Genomic DNA, 14,713 nt, shown 5'->3' on the forward strand with positions numbered 1-14,713 from the left:
GGCACGACATGATCCAGTCCGTACTGGTTGCCAACCGCGGCGAGATCGCCCGCCGCATCTTCGCCACCTGCCGCCGCTCAGGCATCGGGACCGTCGCCGTGTTCTCGGACGCCGACGCACTCAGCCCGCACGTCACCGAGGCCGACGCCGCGGTCCGTTTGCCGGGCAACAGTCCAGCCGACACCTACCTGCGCGGTGACCTCGTCATCGAGGCAGCGCTCCTCGCCGGTGCCGACGCCATCCACCCCGGCTACGGGTTCCTGTCCGAGAACGCGGAATTCGCGCGCGCCGTCCACGATGCGGGGCTGACGTGGATCGGACCGCCCGCGCCCGCCATCGAGATGATGGGTTCCAAGGTCGAGTCCAAGAAGTTGATGGCCGCCGCGGGGGTCCCGGTGCTGGCCGAACTCGATCCGGACGCCGTCACCGAAGCCGATCTGCCGGTGCTCGTCAAGGCGTCCGCCGGCGGCGGCGGACGTGGCATGCGCGTGGTGCGTGAACTCGCGGACCTTCCGGAACAGCTGGAAGGCGCGCGGCGCGAAGCGCAATCGGCGTTCGGCGACCCGACCGTGTTCTGCGAGCGCTACCTCGAGACGGGCAGGCACATCGAGGTCCAGGTGATGGCCGACCGGCACGGAACCGTGTGGGCGGTGGGGGAGCGTGAGTGCTCCATCCAGCGCCGGCACCAGAAGGTGGTGGAGGAGGCGCCGTCGCCGCTGGTCGAGGCCGTCCCCGGAATGCGTGAGCGGCTGTTCGAGGCCGCCCGGCTCGCGGCGAAGGCCATCGACTACGAGGGGGCGGGGACGGTCGAGTTCCTGGCGACCGGACGAGCGGACACCGACGGTGGGGACTTCTTCTTTCTGGAGATGAACACCCGCCTGCAGGTGGAGCACCCGGTCACCGAATGCACCACCGGTCTCGACCTGGTGGACCTGCAACTGGAGGTGGCGTCGGGTCTGGCACTCGACGCGGATTCGCCCGCCGTGTCCGGCCATTCCATCGAGGTCCGGCTGTACGCCGAGGACCCCGCGCAGAACTGGCAGCCGCAGAGCGGGCCGGTCCACCGCCTGGCGCTACCCGGCACCGCGGTCGAATTCGACGTTCTCCGCACGCCGGGCATCCGCCTCGACTCCGGGGTGGTCGACGGGTCCACCGTCGGCGTGCACTACGACCCGATGCTCGCGAAGGTCATCTCGTTCGCGCCCACCCGGACGCAGGCAGCGACCCGGCTGGCGACGGCACTGGGCCGCACGCAGATCCACGGTCTGCGCACCAACCGCGACCTCCTGGTCAACGTGCTCCGCCACCCGGCGTTCCTCGCGGGCGACACGGACACCGCCTTCTTCGACACCCACGGACTGGACGTGCTGGCGCAGCCACTGGCGTCGGTGGAGACCGAGCGACTGTCGGCGCTGGCCGCCGCCCTCGCCGACGCCGCGCACAACCGTGACGTCGCGACGGTCGACTCGACGCTCCCCAGTGGGTGGCGGAACCTGGCGTCCGCGCCGCAGTCAAAGACGTTCACCGGTACCGGCGGCGACGTCGAGATCCGGTACCTGCTCACCCGGTACGGGCTGAAGGCGGAGGGTTTCGACGACGTCTCACTCGTGTCCGCGACGGCACGGCACGTCGCACTCGACGCGGCGGGGCTGCGCCGCTCGTTCGAGGTGTCCCGGTACGGGGACGACGTCTTCGTCGATTCCGCGCTGGGCCCGGTGAGCCTGCACGCCGCACCGCGATTCACCGATCCGAGTGCCGTCGTCGCCGAGGGGTCGCTGCTCGCGCCGATGCCGGGTTCCGTGATCCGCGTCGGCGCGGCGGTCGGTGATGCGGTGACCGCCGGTCAGCCGATCGTGTGGCTCGAGGCGATGAAGATGGAACACACGATCAAGGCGCCGGCGTCCGGTGTCCTCACCGAACTTTCCGTGACCGTCGGCACGCAGGTCGACGTGGGAACAGTCCTGGCAGTAGTCGAAGCAGCGCACGCTGAAGGAGAATCATGAGCTTCATCGAGACAGAAGAACAGAAGGAACTCCGCGCGTCCGTGTCGAGGCTCGGGGAGCGCTTCAACTACGTCGACTACGTGCTTCCGCGGGCGCGGCGCGGCGAACCGCTCACCGAATTATGGAACGAGGCGGGCAAACTCGGCTTCCTCGGCGTCAACCTCCCCGAGGAGTACGGAGGCGGCGGCGCGGGTATCTACGAATTGGCGCTCGTCCAGGAAGAACTCGCCGCCCACGGCGCCGGACTCCTGCTGGTGGTCGTCTCGCCCGCCATCTGCGGCACGATCATCGGCAAGTACGGCACGGCGGACCAGAAGCAGAAGTGGCTCCCCGGACTCGCCGACGGCTCGAAGATCATGGCGTTCGGCATCACCGAGGCCGACGCGGGGTCGAACTCGCATCAGATCACGACCACTGCGCGGCGGGACCGGTCGAGCGGAGCGAGGGGTGATGGTGACGGCGAGGATTGGCTGCTGTCGGGGAACAAGATCTATATCTCCGGGGTCGACCAGGCGGACGCCGTCCTGATCGTCGCGCGGACCGAGGACTCGAAGACCGGCAAGCTGAAGCCTGCGCTGTTCATCGTCCCCACCGACGCCGAGAACTTCGTGAAGACGCCGATGGAGATGGACATCGTCGAGCCCGACCACCAGTTCATGCTGTTCCTCGACGACGTCCGGTTGCCCGCCGACGCGCTCGTCGGCGAGGCCGACGCGGCCCTGATGCAGCTGTTCGCGGGACTCAACCCCGAACGCATCCTCGGCGCGTCGATGGCGATCGGCATGGGCCGCTACGCGCTGGACGCCGCGGTCCGGTTCGCGAAGGAACGCACGGTGTGGAAGGAGCCGATCGGCACACACCAGGGCATCTCGCATCCGCTGGCGCAGATCAAGATCGAACTCGAACTCGCCAAGCTGATGATGCAGAAGGCCGCCGTCCTCTACGACAGCGGCGACGACTTCGGCGCCGCCGAGGCCGCCAACATGGCCAAGTACGCCGCCGCCGAGGCCAGCATCAAGGCGCTCGACCAGGCCGTCCAGACTCACGGCGGCGCGGGCCTGACCAAGGAATACGGTCTCGCGGCGATGCTCGGCGCGGCCCGCATCGGCCGCGTCGCGCCGGTGAGCAGGGAAATGGTCCTCAACTTCGTCGCCCAGCACTCGCTCGGGCTGCCGAAGTCGTACTGATGTCGAACGGACAGCACATGACCGACGTGGAAGCCGACCGGTACGTCCGGTACGAGGTGAATCGAGGGTTCGCCACCCTCACCCTCGACTCGCCCCACAACAGGAACGCGATCTCCGGCAGGCTCGTGGACGAGCTGCTGCAGGGATTGCGGGACGCCGCCGCGGACATCGACGTCCGCGGCGTCGTCCTCACCCACACCGGTGGCACGTTCTGCGCCGGGGCGGATCTGAGCGAGACGTCCGGCGACGTCGGCTCGCGCACCCGGCAGATGGCCGAACTGCTGCGCGCCATCGTGGAGCTGCCGAAACCGGTGATCGCCCGGATCGACGGTCACGTCCGGGCCGGGGGCATGGGGCTGGTCGGGGCGTGCGACCTCGCCGTCGCCGGCCCGCGCAGCACGTTCGCGCTCACCGAGGTCCGGCTCGGGCTCGCCGCGTCGATCATCTCGCTGACCGTGCTGCCCCGCATCGATTCGCGCGCCGCGAGCCGCTACCTGCTCACGGGCGAGAAGTTCGGCGCCCACGAGGCGGAGGCGATCGGGCTGATCAGCGAGTCCGCCGAGGACCCGGAGGACACCGTCGAGGAATTGCTGGACCAGTTACGGCAGGCGTCGCCGCAGGGTCTGGCCGAATCGAAGACGTTGACCACCCGCGGTGTGCTCGCCGACTTCGACCGCTACACCGACGAGCTGACCGCCCAGTCGGCGAGGCTGTTCGAATCCGAGGAGGCGCGGGAAGGCATGATGGCGTTTCTGCAGAAGCGGCCGCCGAGATGGGCCTCCGGCCCTGTGCGTGGTTGACGAGTCTCTGGACTCGTCAACCACTCACGGGCGCGCAGCGCGACGAGAGGAAGTGACACATGACCCGCGAACCGAAGCAGGACCGTAGCCGGGTCACGCGCGGACATCTCCTCGAGGTCACCATCGACTGCCTCGCGGAACTGGGCTGGGGCGCGACGACGGTGAGCCTCGTCGCCCAGCGCGCCGGCGTGTCCCGCGGCGCGACCCAGCACCATTTCCCCACCCGCGAAGACCTCATCACCGCGGCGCTCGAGGTCATGTTCGACGCCCGGATGGAGCAGGCCCGGCGCGAGGCCACCGACCTGCCGACCGGGGAGGGGCGCACCGAGGCGGTGGTGTCGCGGCTCGTCGACTACTACACCGGCACCCTGTTCAAGGCGGCGCTGCAGGTGTGGACGGCGGCCGCCGCCGACCCGGAACTGCGGGCCCGGATCGTGCCGCTCGAGGAACGGTTCGGGCGGGTCGCGCACCGCACCGCCGTCGAACACTTCGGGTTCGACGACGCCGATCCGGTGGCGCACCGGCTCGTCCAGGCCACCCTCGATCTCGCCCGCGGACTCGGCCTGGCCGACGTGCTCACGGACGACTCCAAGAGGCGCGCGGAGATCGTGCGGCAGTGGGCTGCGCAGTTGGACGCGGCACTACCGCGGGGCGGCAGATCTGTAGAGCCCAGGCGCCTCGACGTGGCCGTTCTCGACTGACCGGGCAAAGATCGCGGCGATCGGTAGAGTCACCGACCATGGGCCGGAAATGGGGAGCGCTCGTCCTGATCACCGTCGCGGCCGGTCTGGCCGGCTGTGGGGGAGACGGAGACGATTCCGGTACCGCACCCGCCGCACAGAGTCTTCCGCAGGTGACCGATCCGGGCCCGTTCTTCGGCCAGTGCGGTTCGGTCACCGACGACGAGGTGGCGAAGGCGTTCGGCATGCCTCCCTTCACCGGGGTGACGCGCAATTCCGTCGGCTGCGAGTGGGAAACCGCGGGAATAGGCGGTCCCAGCGTCACGTTCTCCTGGTACCGCGGCAGTCCGATCGGCCGCGAGCGGGCGGGTTCGGAGCTGATCGGCAGGCCGGCCACCGACATCGACGTCCAGGGACATCCCGGATTCATCGCGTCGTCCGAAGGAATTCTGTGTGAACTCGGTGTGGAGTTCGGCGGTGACTTCGTGCACTGGTCGGTGATGTATGCGGACGCGCAACCCGCGGCCGATCCGTGCACGGTGGCGCGCGACCTCGCCGAACTCAGCGTGTCGAGGGCGAAGTGAGCGGGGGAGTGATGGGCGGGCGGACGTGGCGCGCCGTGCGGGTGCTGACCGCGGCCACCGCGATCGGGCTGATCGCGGGGTGCGGGTCGACGATCGAGGGCTCACCGAGGGTGGAGGGCAGTTCCTCCTCGGGGGACACCGAACAGTTCACGGCCCTGCTCGAGGAGTGCAACGCGGTCGCCGACGAACAGATCGCGCAGACCGTCGGCGCCGACGCCATCCAACGAGGCTTCTTCGGCGCGATCTGCCGCTGGGACGCGGTCGGCGCCAACGGTCCCGTGAAGGTGACGTTCAACTGGTTCGAGACGGGTTCCCTCGACACTGAGAAGTCGACCGCGGAGAAGCTCGGCTACACGGTGGAGGCGTCCACCATCCAGGGGCGCAGGGCCGTCGTGATGCGTCCGCCCGGCGATCCGGGGGCGTGCGGAGTGACGGTCGGGTCGCCCTCATCGGGGGTCGTCGGCTGGTGGGTACAGTTCCAGGCGGGGGCGGCAGACCCGTGCCAGGCGGCATCGACGCTTGCGGATCTGACGCTCAATCTGAGTAGTTGATGTGCCCGTGTCCGTACCGACAGCTCCAAGCAGTACCCCACATCGCAGGTCAGCCCTTACCATTGCCCGCCCACTTTGACCTTCCGGCGCGCCGCCGGGTATCGTTGTGGGTCGTGTCCGGCATGCCCGGGCCGATCTGTGTGCCTAGCGAGGTATTGCCGTGCGCGCGTTCGTGCAGATTTCTGCATGGAACGAGCATCCGGCTGCCTGTGTGGGGGTATGCGACACACCCGACCTCGGGTGCAGCTCGAGGTGCGGGTGAGGGGCAGCAGCTCTCTTGCCCCAACTGCTAGATCCCTAATTTCAGAACAGCCAAGGTTGCTTGTCCAGAGCAGTCTGTTCAACACGAAGAAAGCCGGTAAATGCCAACCATCAACCAGCTGGTCCGCAAGGGCCGCCGCGACAAGACCGCGAAGGTCAAGACGGCAGCCCTCAAGGGCAGCCCGCAGCGTCGTGGCGTGTGCACCCGCGTGTACACCACCACCCCGAAGAAGCCGAACTCGGCGCTCCGTAAGGTCGCGCGTGTGCGCTTGACCAGCTCCGTCGAGGTCACCGCTTACATCCCGGGCGAGGGCCACAACCTGCAGGAGCACTCGATGGTGCTCGTCCGCGGTGGTCGTGTGAAGGACCTCCCCGGTGTGCGCTACAAGATCATCCGCGGCTCCCTCGACACCCAGGGTGTCAAGGGCCGCAAGCAGGCCCGCAGCCGCTACGGCGCCAAGAAGGAGAAGAGCTAATGCCACGTAAGGGCCCCGCTCCGAAGCGTCCGCTCATCAACGACCCGGTCTACGGTTCGCCCCTGGTGACGCAGCTCGTCAACAAGATTCTCCTGGACGGCAAGAAGTCCACCGCCGAGCGCATCGTGTACGAAGCACTCGAGCAGGCGCGCGAGAAGACCGGCACCGATCCGGTCGTCACCCTCAAGCGCGCACTGGACAACGTCAAGCCTGCCCTCGAGGTTCGCAGCCGCCGTGTCGGTGGCGCCACCTACCAGGTGCCGGTCGAGGTCCGTCCGGGCCGCTCCACCACCCTCGCGCTCCGCTGGCTCGTGACCTTCTCCCGGCAGCGTCGTGAGAAGACGATGGTCGAGCGTCTCGCCAACGAGCTCCTCGATGCCAGCAACGGCCTGGGTGCCGCTGTGAAGCGCCGTGAGGACACTCACAAGATGGCCGAAGCCAACAAGGCATTCGCCCACTACCGCTGGTGACGTCACGTCGGAGCAGTCACCAACCGTGACTGCTCCGGCGTCGTCGCACGTCGGGCCCCTACCGGGGACCGGCTGATCTACAACTCGAGACAATGGCCCCGCTGGTGGAACACCGGGGAGGCCGACACCCGATACACGAGCTACGAGCGGGGAAGAATCCTGTGGCACAGGAAGTGCTGACCGACCTGAACAAGGTCCGCAACATCGGCATCATGGCGCACATCGATGCCGGCAAGACCACGACCACCGAGCGCATCCTGTTCTACACCGGTGTCAACTACAAGATCGGTGAGACGCACGACGGTGCCTCGACCACGGACTGGATGGAACAGGAGAAGGAACGCGGCATCACGATCACCTCTGCCGCGGTGACCTGCTTCTGGAACAACAACCAGATCAACATCATCGACACGCCGGGCCACGTCGACTTCACCGTCGAGGTGGAGCGTTCGCTCCGCGTGCTCGACGGCGCCGTCGCAGTGTTCGACGGCAAAGAGGGCGTCGAGCCCCAGTCGGAGCAGGTGTGGCGTCAGGCCGCCAAGTACGACGTTCCGCGCATCTGTTTCGTCAACAAGATGGACAAGATGGGCGCGGACTTCTACTTCACGGTCCAGACCATCATCGACCGCCTCGGCGCGAAGCCGCTCGTCCTGCAGCTGCCGATCGGCGCGGAGGACGACTTCGACGGTGTCGTCGACCTGGTCGAGATGAAGGCCATCACCTGGCGTGGCGTCGTGCCGACGGGTGCCGAGCCCACCATCGAGGAGATCCCGGCCGATCTGGCCGACAAGGCTGCCGAGTACCGCGAGAAGCTGCTCGAGACCGTTGCCGAGTCCGACGAATCTCTCATGGAGAAGTACTTCGCCGGTGAGGAACTCTCCATCGAGGAGATCAAGGGCGCCATCCGCAAGATGACGGTCGCCTCCGAGCTGTACCCGGTGCTGTGTGGTTCCGCGTTCAAGAACAAGGGTGTTCAGCCCATGCTCGACGCGGTCATCGACTACCTGCCGAACCCGCTGGACATCGGCGAGGTCCAGGGTCACGCCCTCGGCAACGAGGAAGAGATCCTCACGCGTAAGCCGAGCAAGGAAGAGCCGTTCTCGGCTCTGGCCTTCAAGATCGCTTCGCACCCGTTCTTCGGAAAGCTGACGTTCGTCCGCGTGTACTCCGGCCGGATCGATCCGGGCGCCCAGGTCATGAACGCGACCAAGGGTAAGAAGGAGCGCATCGGAAAGCTCTTCCAGATGCACGCCAACAAGGAGAACCCGGTCGACGAGGCCGTGGCCGGCCACATCTACGCGATGATCGGCCTGAAGGACACCACGACCGGTGACACCCTGTGTGCACAGGACGCCCCGATCGTGCTCGAGTCGATGAGCTTCCCGGACCCGGTCATCCAGGTCTCGATCGAGCCCAAGACGAAGTCCGACCAGGAGAAGCTGGGCACCGCGATCCAGAAGCTCGCCGAAGAGGACCCGACGTTCTCCGTCGAACTCGACGAGGAGACCGGCCAGACCGTCATCGGCGGCATGGGCGAGCTCCACCTCGACATCCTCGTCGACCGTATGCGTCGCGAGTTCAAGGTCGAGGCCAACGTCGGCAAGCCGCAGGTCGCCTACCGCGAGACCATCACCAAGAAGGTCGAGAAGCACGACTACACCCACAAGAAGCAGACGGGTGGATCGGGCCAGTTCGCCAAGGTGATCATCGCGCTGGAGCCGTTCGTCGGCGAAGACGGTGCCTCCTACGAGTTCGAGAACAAGGTCTCCGGTGGCCGCATCCCTCGCGAGTACATCCCCTCCGTGGATGCAGGCGCTCAGGACGCGATGCAGTACGGCGTTCTCGCCGGCTACCCGCTGGTGAACCTGAAGCTGTCGCTGCTCGACGGTGCGTACCACGACGTCGACTCGTCGGAAATGGCCTTCAAGGTCGCCGGTTCGCAGGCGCTGAAGGAAGCCGCCCGCAAGGCCGGCCCGGTCATTCTCGAGCCGCTCATGGCTGTCGAGGTCACCACACCCGAGGAGTACATGGGTGACGTGATCGGCGACCTGAACTCCCGCCGTGGCCAGATCCAGGCCATGGAGGAACGCAGTGGTGCCCGTGTCGTGAAGGCGCTGGTTCCGCTCTCGGAGATGTTTGGTTACATCGGTGATCTGCGGTCGAAGACCCAGGGCCGGGCGAACTTCTCCATGGTGTTCGATTCCTACGCAGAGGTTCCCGCGAACGTCTCGAAGGAAATCATCGCCAAGGCGACCGGCGAGTAACCTCGGTTCCAGCCGGCCGAAGCACGACCCAGTAATAACAACCGCACTGCTGCATACCGCAAGCATCAATCAGTCCAGGAGGACACACAGTGGCGAAGGCGAAGTTCGAGCGGACGAAGCCGCACGTGAACATCGGCACCATCGGTCACGTCGACCACGGCAAGACCACGCTGACCGCGGCCATCACCAAGGTTCTGCACGACGCGTACCCGGATCTCAACGAGGCCTCGGCCTTCGACGAGATCGACAAGGCTCCTGAGGAGAAGGCTCGCGGTATCACGATCAACATCTCGCATGTTGAGTACCAGACCGAGAAGCGCCACTACGCGCACGTCGATGCTCCCGGTCACGCCGACTACATCAAGAACATGATCACCGGTGCGGCGCAGATGGACGGCGCCATCCTCGTGGTCGCGGCCACCGACGGCCCGATGCCCCAGACGCGTGAGCACGTGCTGCTCGCCCGCCAGGTCGGCGTGCCGTACATCCTCGTCGCCCTGAACAAGGCCGACATGGTGGACGACGACGAGATCATCGAGCTCGTCGAGATGGAGGTCCGTGAGCTCCTCGCTGCGCAGGAGTTCGACGAGGAAGCTCCCGTCGTCAAGGTCTCCGCACTGAAGGCGCTCGAGGGCGACCCGGAGTGGACCAAGAACATCCTCGAGCTCATGGCTGCGGTCGACGAGTCGATCCCGGACCCGGTCCGCGAGACCGACAAGCCGTTCCTCATGCCCGTCGAGGACGTCTTCACGATCACCGGTCGTGGCACCGTCGTCACCGGTCGTATCGAGCGTGGCCAGGTCAACGTCAACGAAGAGGTCGAGATCGTCGGCATCAAGGAGACGGTCACCAAGACCACGGTCACCGGTATCGAGATGTTCCGCAAGCTCCTCGACTCGGGCCAGGCCGGTGACAACGTCGGTCTGCTGGTTCGTGGTATCAAGCGCGAAGATGTCGAGCGTGGACAGGTTGTCGTCAAGCCCGGCACCACCACCCCGCACACCGAGTTCGAGGGCCAGGCGTACATCCTGTCCAAGGACGAGGGCGGCCGCCACACGCCGTTCTTCAACAACTACCGTCCGCAGTTCTACTTCCGTACGACGGACGTGACGGGCGTTGTGACGCTGCCCGAGGGCACCGAGATGGTCATGCCCGGTGACAACACCGAGATGTCCGTCAAGCTGATCCAGCCCGTCGCCATGGACGAGGGCCTGCGCTTCGCGATCCGCGAAGGCGGCCGTACGGTCGGCGCCGGCAAGGTCACGAAGATCAACAAGTGATCTAGCTTCACCAACGCCGATGGCGCTCACCCTCCGGGGTGGGCGCCATCGGCGTTTTCGGGGTTCTGCGTCAGCGGTAGTTCAGCGCGTCCCATTCCCGGATGTCGCTGGGATGGGCGATCCCTTCGAGGACGAACGGGTCGCGTGCGATGAACTGTTCCGCCCGCTCACGGCTGGTGAACAGCGCCATGGACCCGTTGCTCGCCGGGTCGTCGAACGGTCCGATTCCGAGGATTCCGCCTTCCGCGGCGAACGCGTCGAGGTACTCACGGTGCCGTGGATAGACTTCCGGGATCCGGGCGGCGGCGGACGGATCGGTTGTGTAGAACACGACGTACTCCATGGCGGAGAACCTACCGAGACCGGGACGTCCCGTGTCAGTTTTCGACGTGTACCGGGTGGTCGGCGCGGTCGAGGTGGAGCAGCACCTGGGTGGCGACCTGCTCACCGCCGAGTGTCGACGCGACCCATGATGCGACGTCCTCGGACTTGCGGGTGAAGTCGTGGATGTCGACGGTGGGGTCGGCGGTCACGACGATCGACAGGGTGGGGAGTCCGCGTTCGACGACGGCGCGGGCCCGCGTCTGCCGGACTCCGGGGTACTGGGCGAGTTCGCTGGCGACCCCGTTGGCGAGGGAGCCCAGGTCGACGGTGACGTAGGTGCCCGATTCGCGATCCGGGACTGCGACGGCGGACGTGCGTCGCCGGGTGAGGTCCAGCGCGAGGACCACGATCCCGAAGACCAGTCCCACGACGACCGTCGCGGCGAGGGCCCAGCCCCACCAGCCCTGGTCGGGAAGCGCGGTGACGCGTGCGCGGTCGTACCGCGACACCCATTCCCGGACGATCGGAACCTGCAGGTCCCAGGCGATGGCGTAGGCGCCGAATCCGAGGAGCGCGAGCCCGACGAGCAGGACGATCAGCCGGTTGACGGCGGCGGTCCGATGCGTCACGGCTTCACCTGCACTCGGAGTTCGGGGGACGTGCCGAGCAGCGACAGCGTCGGTTCGACGGCCTCGCGGACGGAGATGGCCACGTCTGCGGCGGGTGTCGACTCGGTGCGCACCACGCGGACGGTGACGTGCTTGCGGTCGACTGTCGTGTGCGCCGACAGCACCCCGGGGACCGTGTTGGCGTGACTACTGGAATTGCGGGCGAGGTCGGTGGGGCGCAGCCAGACGATCGGGGTGTCGCCCACCGCGAGGGGCAGATGGGTGCGCGGCCGCGGTTTGAGGGCGGCGACGATGAACACGATTCCCAGCACGATCGCGCCGACGGCGACGGGGACGATCCAATCGGACCAGTGCAGCCTGCCCAGCCATTGCGCGGTGTTGCGGATCCAGGGCGCGTTGGCGAACGTGCCGCGCATGATGAGCAGTTCACGCGCGGCGACGACCGCGAGGCCGAGGGCGGCGACGGCGACGATGATCGCGGCGGGCACGGCGGCGGGTGTCGCGCGCGGCGTGCGGGGCCGGATCGGCGCCACCGGGAGGGGCGGCACCGCCGGATCGCCCTGTTCGGAGTAGAGGCTGTCGGCGCCGCTGTCTTCGGGTGCCGCGGATTCCGTTCCGACGACCACGATGTTGAGTTCGATGACCGGCATGCCGGTCATCTGCTCGACCTGGCGGTGCACCTGTGCGCGGAGCCTGCGGTTGAGGAGATCGAGCCGGCACGGCCACTGCACCGCGATGTACAGGTTGATCGCGACGGCGTCCGCACCCGTCGAGACGTCGGCGCGGGGGAGTTCTCTGCCCGTCAGCCGGGACAGTCCGCCGGACTGCTTGACGACGCCGGGTACTTGGAGCGCTGCGGCGACGGCGATCTTCACGACGGCGCGTTCCTTGATGACCAATTCGCCGCGCTGGGCGGTGTCGTCGAGCGCAGCGTCGTCCCGGGGTCCGGCGGGGGGTGCGGTGGACGGTTCAGCCACGGCCGCGGCTTCGGAGGATGGCGCCGAGATCGAGGTGCCCGTCGCGGTGCGCGCCCACGGCCATGCCCAGTGCGCCGAGCAGGACGGCGAAGACGAATCCGCTGAAACCGCCGAGGATGCCGGCGATGGCGAGGAGTAATCCAACGATCAGGCCTGTGATTGTGCTGTTCATTGAGCGTGTCCTGTCTCTGTCAGGAGATCTTCGATGATCACGTCGACGGGGACGTCCACCAGTGATTCCACTGCGGCCCGCACCCTTTCGGCGGTGTCGACGACGTTGGCGGGGTAGCGCGCCGCGAGATGGACGGCACAGGACGTGGGGCCGACGGTCACCCCGGTCACCCGGCGTCCGGGCAGGTACGTCGCGACTTCGCCGAACGCGCCGCCGTGCATCGCTGCCACTCCGGGGGTCGCGAGGACGGCGGCCACGATGCGTTCGGAGATGTCCTCCGCGTGAGTGTCCGGTGGGAGCGGTCCGGTCACTGCACCCTCGGTTTGCCGTCGAGTTCGGACGCGGCCTCGGATTCGTCGAAGAGCATGACGTCGAAGACGGTGATGTTCACTTCGGTCACTTCGAGTCCGGTCATGCGCTCGACGGCCGCGATGACGTTGCGTCGGATGCCGACCGCGAGTTCGTGCAGTGCAACACCGTATTCGGCGACGATGCCGATGTCGATGGCGGCCTGTTTCTCCCCGACTTCGACGGCGACGCCCTGGGCGTGGTTGACGCGGGCGCCGGGGATCCGGTCCCGGAGGGCGCCGACGGCGCGTGCGGTGCCGCCGCCCACGTCGTAGACGCCGTTGATCTCACGGGTGGCGATACCGGCGATCTTGGCGACGACGGCGTCCGCGATGATGGTCCGTCCCTGGGAACTGACGAGTTCCGGAGTCGCCCCGGCACCGAACTGCACGCGGCTGCGTGCGCCTGAATCGCTGGTCATCGTGGATCCCCTTCGAGTCGCCTGCCTTCTCCTCAACAGTAATGATCACCGACGGTACGCGGGGTCTCCCACGCGCCTTTCCGCCCGCGGATCTGTCCGGATACCGGTGCGGAAAATATTTGATATGACTACCCGGTACCATGGCGTGATCCAGGTAACAGAGGTACGGCACGACGGAAGGAATCCCATGGCGGAAGTGGCCCCCGACCAGGACGCTGCCCCCAGTGAGGAGGCCGCTTCCAGTGAGGACGCTGCTTCCGGTGAGGGCACTGCCCCCGGGCCCCGGACGCCGGCCGTCACCGCAGGTGTGGCGGTTCTGTCCGTTCTCGCGCTCGCGTTCCTCGCGGTGAGCGGCTACTTCGGCTACACGCACCGGCAGGCGGAGCGGGCGGCGCAGCAGCGGTCCGAGATCGTGGACGCCGCGAGCCAGGGCGTCGTGAATCTGACGACGATGGACTTCCAGCGGGCCGACGAAGACGTGCAGAAGGTGCTCGACGGCTCGGCGGGAGAATTCCGCGACGAATTCGAGGCCCGGTCCAAGGATCTCATCGCCGTCATGCAGGAGGCCCAGGTCAAATCGGTCGGGGTGGTGCGCCAGGCCGCGATCGAGAGGCAGGACGGCGACTCCGCCGACGTGCTCGTCGCGGTCGCCCAGAAGGTGTCGAATGCGGGCGGGGCCGCAGAGGAACCGCGTAGTCAGAGAATGCGGGTCACGATGCAACTCGAGGACGGCACGTACAAGATCGTGAAGGCGGGGTTCGTGCAGTGAGTACCGACGCATCGCCGAAGTCGCGCAGGCTCCTCCTGATCCTGGGTGCGCTCACCGTGGTCACGGCCGTGCTGGCCGGGGTGCTGTACTTCACGCTCTACCGGCCCGGCCAGCGCGTCGACGACACCGTCCGCGCCGCCGTCACCGACACCGCTTCGCAGGGCGCGATCGCTCTGCTGTCGTACGGTCCGGACACGGTGGAGAACGACGTCGGCGCCGCGAAGGAGCGCCTGACGGGGGAGTTCCTCGACTATTACACGCAGTTCACGACGGACGTCGTCGTCCCGGCGGCGAAGGAGAGCCGGGTCGCCACGCAGGCGACGGTGGCCGCGTCCGGTCCGGTCGAGGTGGCGGCCGACACGGCGACGGTGCTGCTGTTCGTCAACCAGAGCACCACCAGCGCCGGGAAACCGGAACCGGCGGTGACGGCGACGAGCATTTCCGTCGAGCTGACCAAATCCGGCGACGACTGGCTGATCTCCGGCTTCGATCCCGTCCAGGCCCACGGGTAGCGTTG

General features: G+C 67.3%; 18 protein-coding genes. 12 read left to right on the forward strand and 6 right to left on the reverse strand.

The window, feature by feature from the left end; genetic code table 11:
• Positions 1–8: 8 nt before the first annotated feature.
• From BLV94_RS37555 to tuf, 10 genes are all read left to right on the forward strand, one after another.
• A complete protein-coding gene (locus BLV94_RS37555) occupies positions 9–2,003 on the forward strand; it encodes an acetyl/propionyl/methylcrotonyl-CoA carboxylase subunit alpha (RefSeq protein ID WP_072940437.1) in 1,995 nt (664 codons plus the stop codon).
• The gene (locus BLV94_RS37560; protein WP_072940133.1) at positions 2,000–3,190 is read left to right on the forward strand and encodes an acyl-CoA dehydrogenase family protein; all 1,191 of its coding nucleotides are present in this window, start codon (positions 2,000–2,002) and stop codon (positions 3,188–3,190) included. The genes BLV94_RS37555 and BLV94_RS37560 overlap by 4 nt, the downstream gene beginning before the upstream one ends.
• Positions 3,190–3,990, forward strand: a complete 801-nt coding sequence (locus tag BLV94_RS37565) for an enoyl-CoA hydratase family protein (protein ID WP_083395796.1) — start codon at positions 3,190–3,192, stop codon at positions 3,988–3,990. The genes BLV94_RS37560 and BLV94_RS37565 overlap by 1 nt, the downstream gene beginning before the upstream one ends.
• Positions 3,991–4,049: 59 nt before the next feature.
• Positions 4,050–4,691: a TetR/AcrR family transcriptional regulator gene (locus BLV94_RS37570; RefSeq protein WP_072940135.1), complete on the forward strand. Its 642-nt coding sequence runs from the start codon at positions 4,050–4,052 to the stop codon at positions 4,689–4,691.
• A gap of 38 nt (positions 4,692–4,729) precedes the next feature.
• Positions 4,730–5,254 carry a DUF3558 domain-containing protein gene (locus BLV94_RS37575; RefSeq protein WP_072940138.1) on the forward strand — a complete coding sequence of 175 codons (525 nt, stop codon included), beginning with the start codon at positions 4,730–4,732 and terminating at the stop codon, positions 5,252–5,254.
• 11 nt (positions 5,255–5,265) lie between these two features.
• Positions 5,266–5,805: a DUF3558 domain-containing protein gene (locus BLV94_RS37580; protein WP_072940141.1), complete on the forward strand. Its 540-nt coding sequence runs from the start codon at positions 5,266–5,268 to the stop codon at positions 5,803–5,805.
• A gap of 362 nt (positions 5,806–6,167) precedes the next feature.
• A complete protein-coding gene (gene rpsL, locus BLV94_RS37585; RefSeq protein ID WP_005252198.1) occupies positions 6,168–6,542 on the forward strand; it encodes a 30S ribosomal protein S12 in 375 nt (124 codons plus the stop codon).
• A complete protein-coding gene (gene rpsG / locus BLV94_RS37590) occupies positions 6,542–7,012 on the forward strand; it encodes a 30S ribosomal protein S7 (protein WP_005252199.1) in 471 nt (156 codons plus the stop codon). The genes rpsL and rpsG overlap by 1 nt, the downstream gene beginning before the upstream one ends.
• Before the next feature lie 161 nt (positions 7,013–7,173).
• Complete coding sequence (gene fusA / locus BLV94_RS37595; RefSeq protein ID WP_072940144.1) at positions 7,174–9,276, forward strand: elongation factor G; 2,103 nt, start codon at positions 7,174–7,176, stop codon at positions 9,274–9,276.
• 89 nt (positions 9,277–9,365) lie between these two features.
• The gene (tuf, locus tag BLV94_RS37600) at positions 9,366–10,556 is read left to right on the forward strand and encodes an elongation factor Tu (protein ID WP_072940147.1); all 1,191 of its coding nucleotides are present in this window, start codon (positions 9,366–9,368) and stop codon (positions 10,554–10,556) included.
• Between the two features lie 70 nt (positions 10,557–10,626).
• Here the strand turns inward: tuf and BLV94_RS37605 are convergent, their stop codons facing one another.
• Genes BLV94_RS37605 through BLV94_RS37630 form a run of 6 tightly spaced genes read right to left on the reverse strand, consistent with a single transcriptional unit; the run spans position 10,627 to position 13,427 of the window.
• Positions 10,627–10,887 (reverse strand): YciI family protein, encoded by a 261-nt coding sequence (locus BLV94_RS37605; RefSeq protein WP_241031307.1) that lies wholly within the window; start codon positions 10,885–10,887, stop codon positions 10,627–10,629.
• Between the two features lie 46 nt (positions 10,888–10,933).
• Positions 10,934–11,509, reverse strand: coding sequence for a hypothetical protein (locus BLV94_RS37610; protein WP_072940153.1), 576 nt, complete (start codon positions 11,507–11,509; stop codon positions 10,934–10,936).
• Positions 11,506–12,486 carry a DUF6286 domain-containing Asp23/Gls24 family envelope stress response protein gene (locus BLV94_RS37615; protein WP_072940155.1) on the reverse strand — a complete coding sequence of 327 codons (981 nt, stop codon included), beginning with the start codon at positions 12,484–12,486 and terminating at the stop codon, positions 11,506–11,508. The genes BLV94_RS37610 and BLV94_RS37615 overlap by 4 nt, the downstream gene beginning before the upstream one ends.
• The gene (locus BLV94_RS37620; protein ID WP_005252219.1) at positions 12,479–12,658 is read right to left on the reverse strand and encodes a hypothetical protein; all 180 of its coding nucleotides are present in this window, start codon (positions 12,656–12,658) and stop codon (positions 12,479–12,481) included. Before BLV94_RS37620 ends, BLV94_RS37615 begins: the two co-directional genes overlap by 8 nt.
• Positions 12,655–12,969 carry an Asp23/Gls24 family envelope stress response protein gene (locus BLV94_RS37625; protein WP_072940158.1) on the reverse strand — a complete coding sequence of 105 codons (315 nt, stop codon included), beginning with the start codon at positions 12,967–12,969 and terminating at the stop codon, positions 12,655–12,657. The genes BLV94_RS37620 and BLV94_RS37625 overlap by 4 nt, the downstream gene beginning before the upstream one ends.
• The gene (locus BLV94_RS37630) at positions 12,966–13,427 is read right to left on the reverse strand and encodes an Asp23/Gls24 family envelope stress response protein (RefSeq protein ID WP_072940161.1); all 462 of its coding nucleotides are present in this window, start codon (positions 13,425–13,427) and stop codon (positions 12,966–12,968) included. The genes BLV94_RS37625 and BLV94_RS37630 overlap by 4 nt, the downstream gene beginning before the upstream one ends.
• Positions 13,428–13,572: 145 nt before the next feature.
• Between BLV94_RS37630 and BLV94_RS37635 the strand changes: the two genes are divergently transcribed.
• Positions 13,573–14,196: a hypothetical protein gene (locus BLV94_RS37635; RefSeq protein ID WP_307718309.1), complete on the forward strand. Its 624-nt coding sequence runs from the start codon at positions 13,573–13,575 to the stop codon at positions 14,194–14,196.
• Positions 14,193–14,708: a twin-arginine translocation pathway signal gene (locus BLV94_RS37640; protein WP_072940164.1), complete on the forward strand. Its 516-nt coding sequence runs from the start codon at positions 14,193–14,195 to the stop codon at positions 14,706–14,708. The genes BLV94_RS37635 and BLV94_RS37640 overlap by 4 nt, the downstream gene beginning before the upstream one ends.
• Positions 14,709–14,713 lie beyond the last annotated feature (5 nt).

Origin of the sequence: Rhodococcus koreensis, assembly GCF_900105905.1 — a bacterium.
GTDB lineage: Bacteria > Actinomycetota > Actinomycetes > Mycobacteriales > Mycobacteriaceae > Rhodococcus_F > Rhodococcus_F koreensis.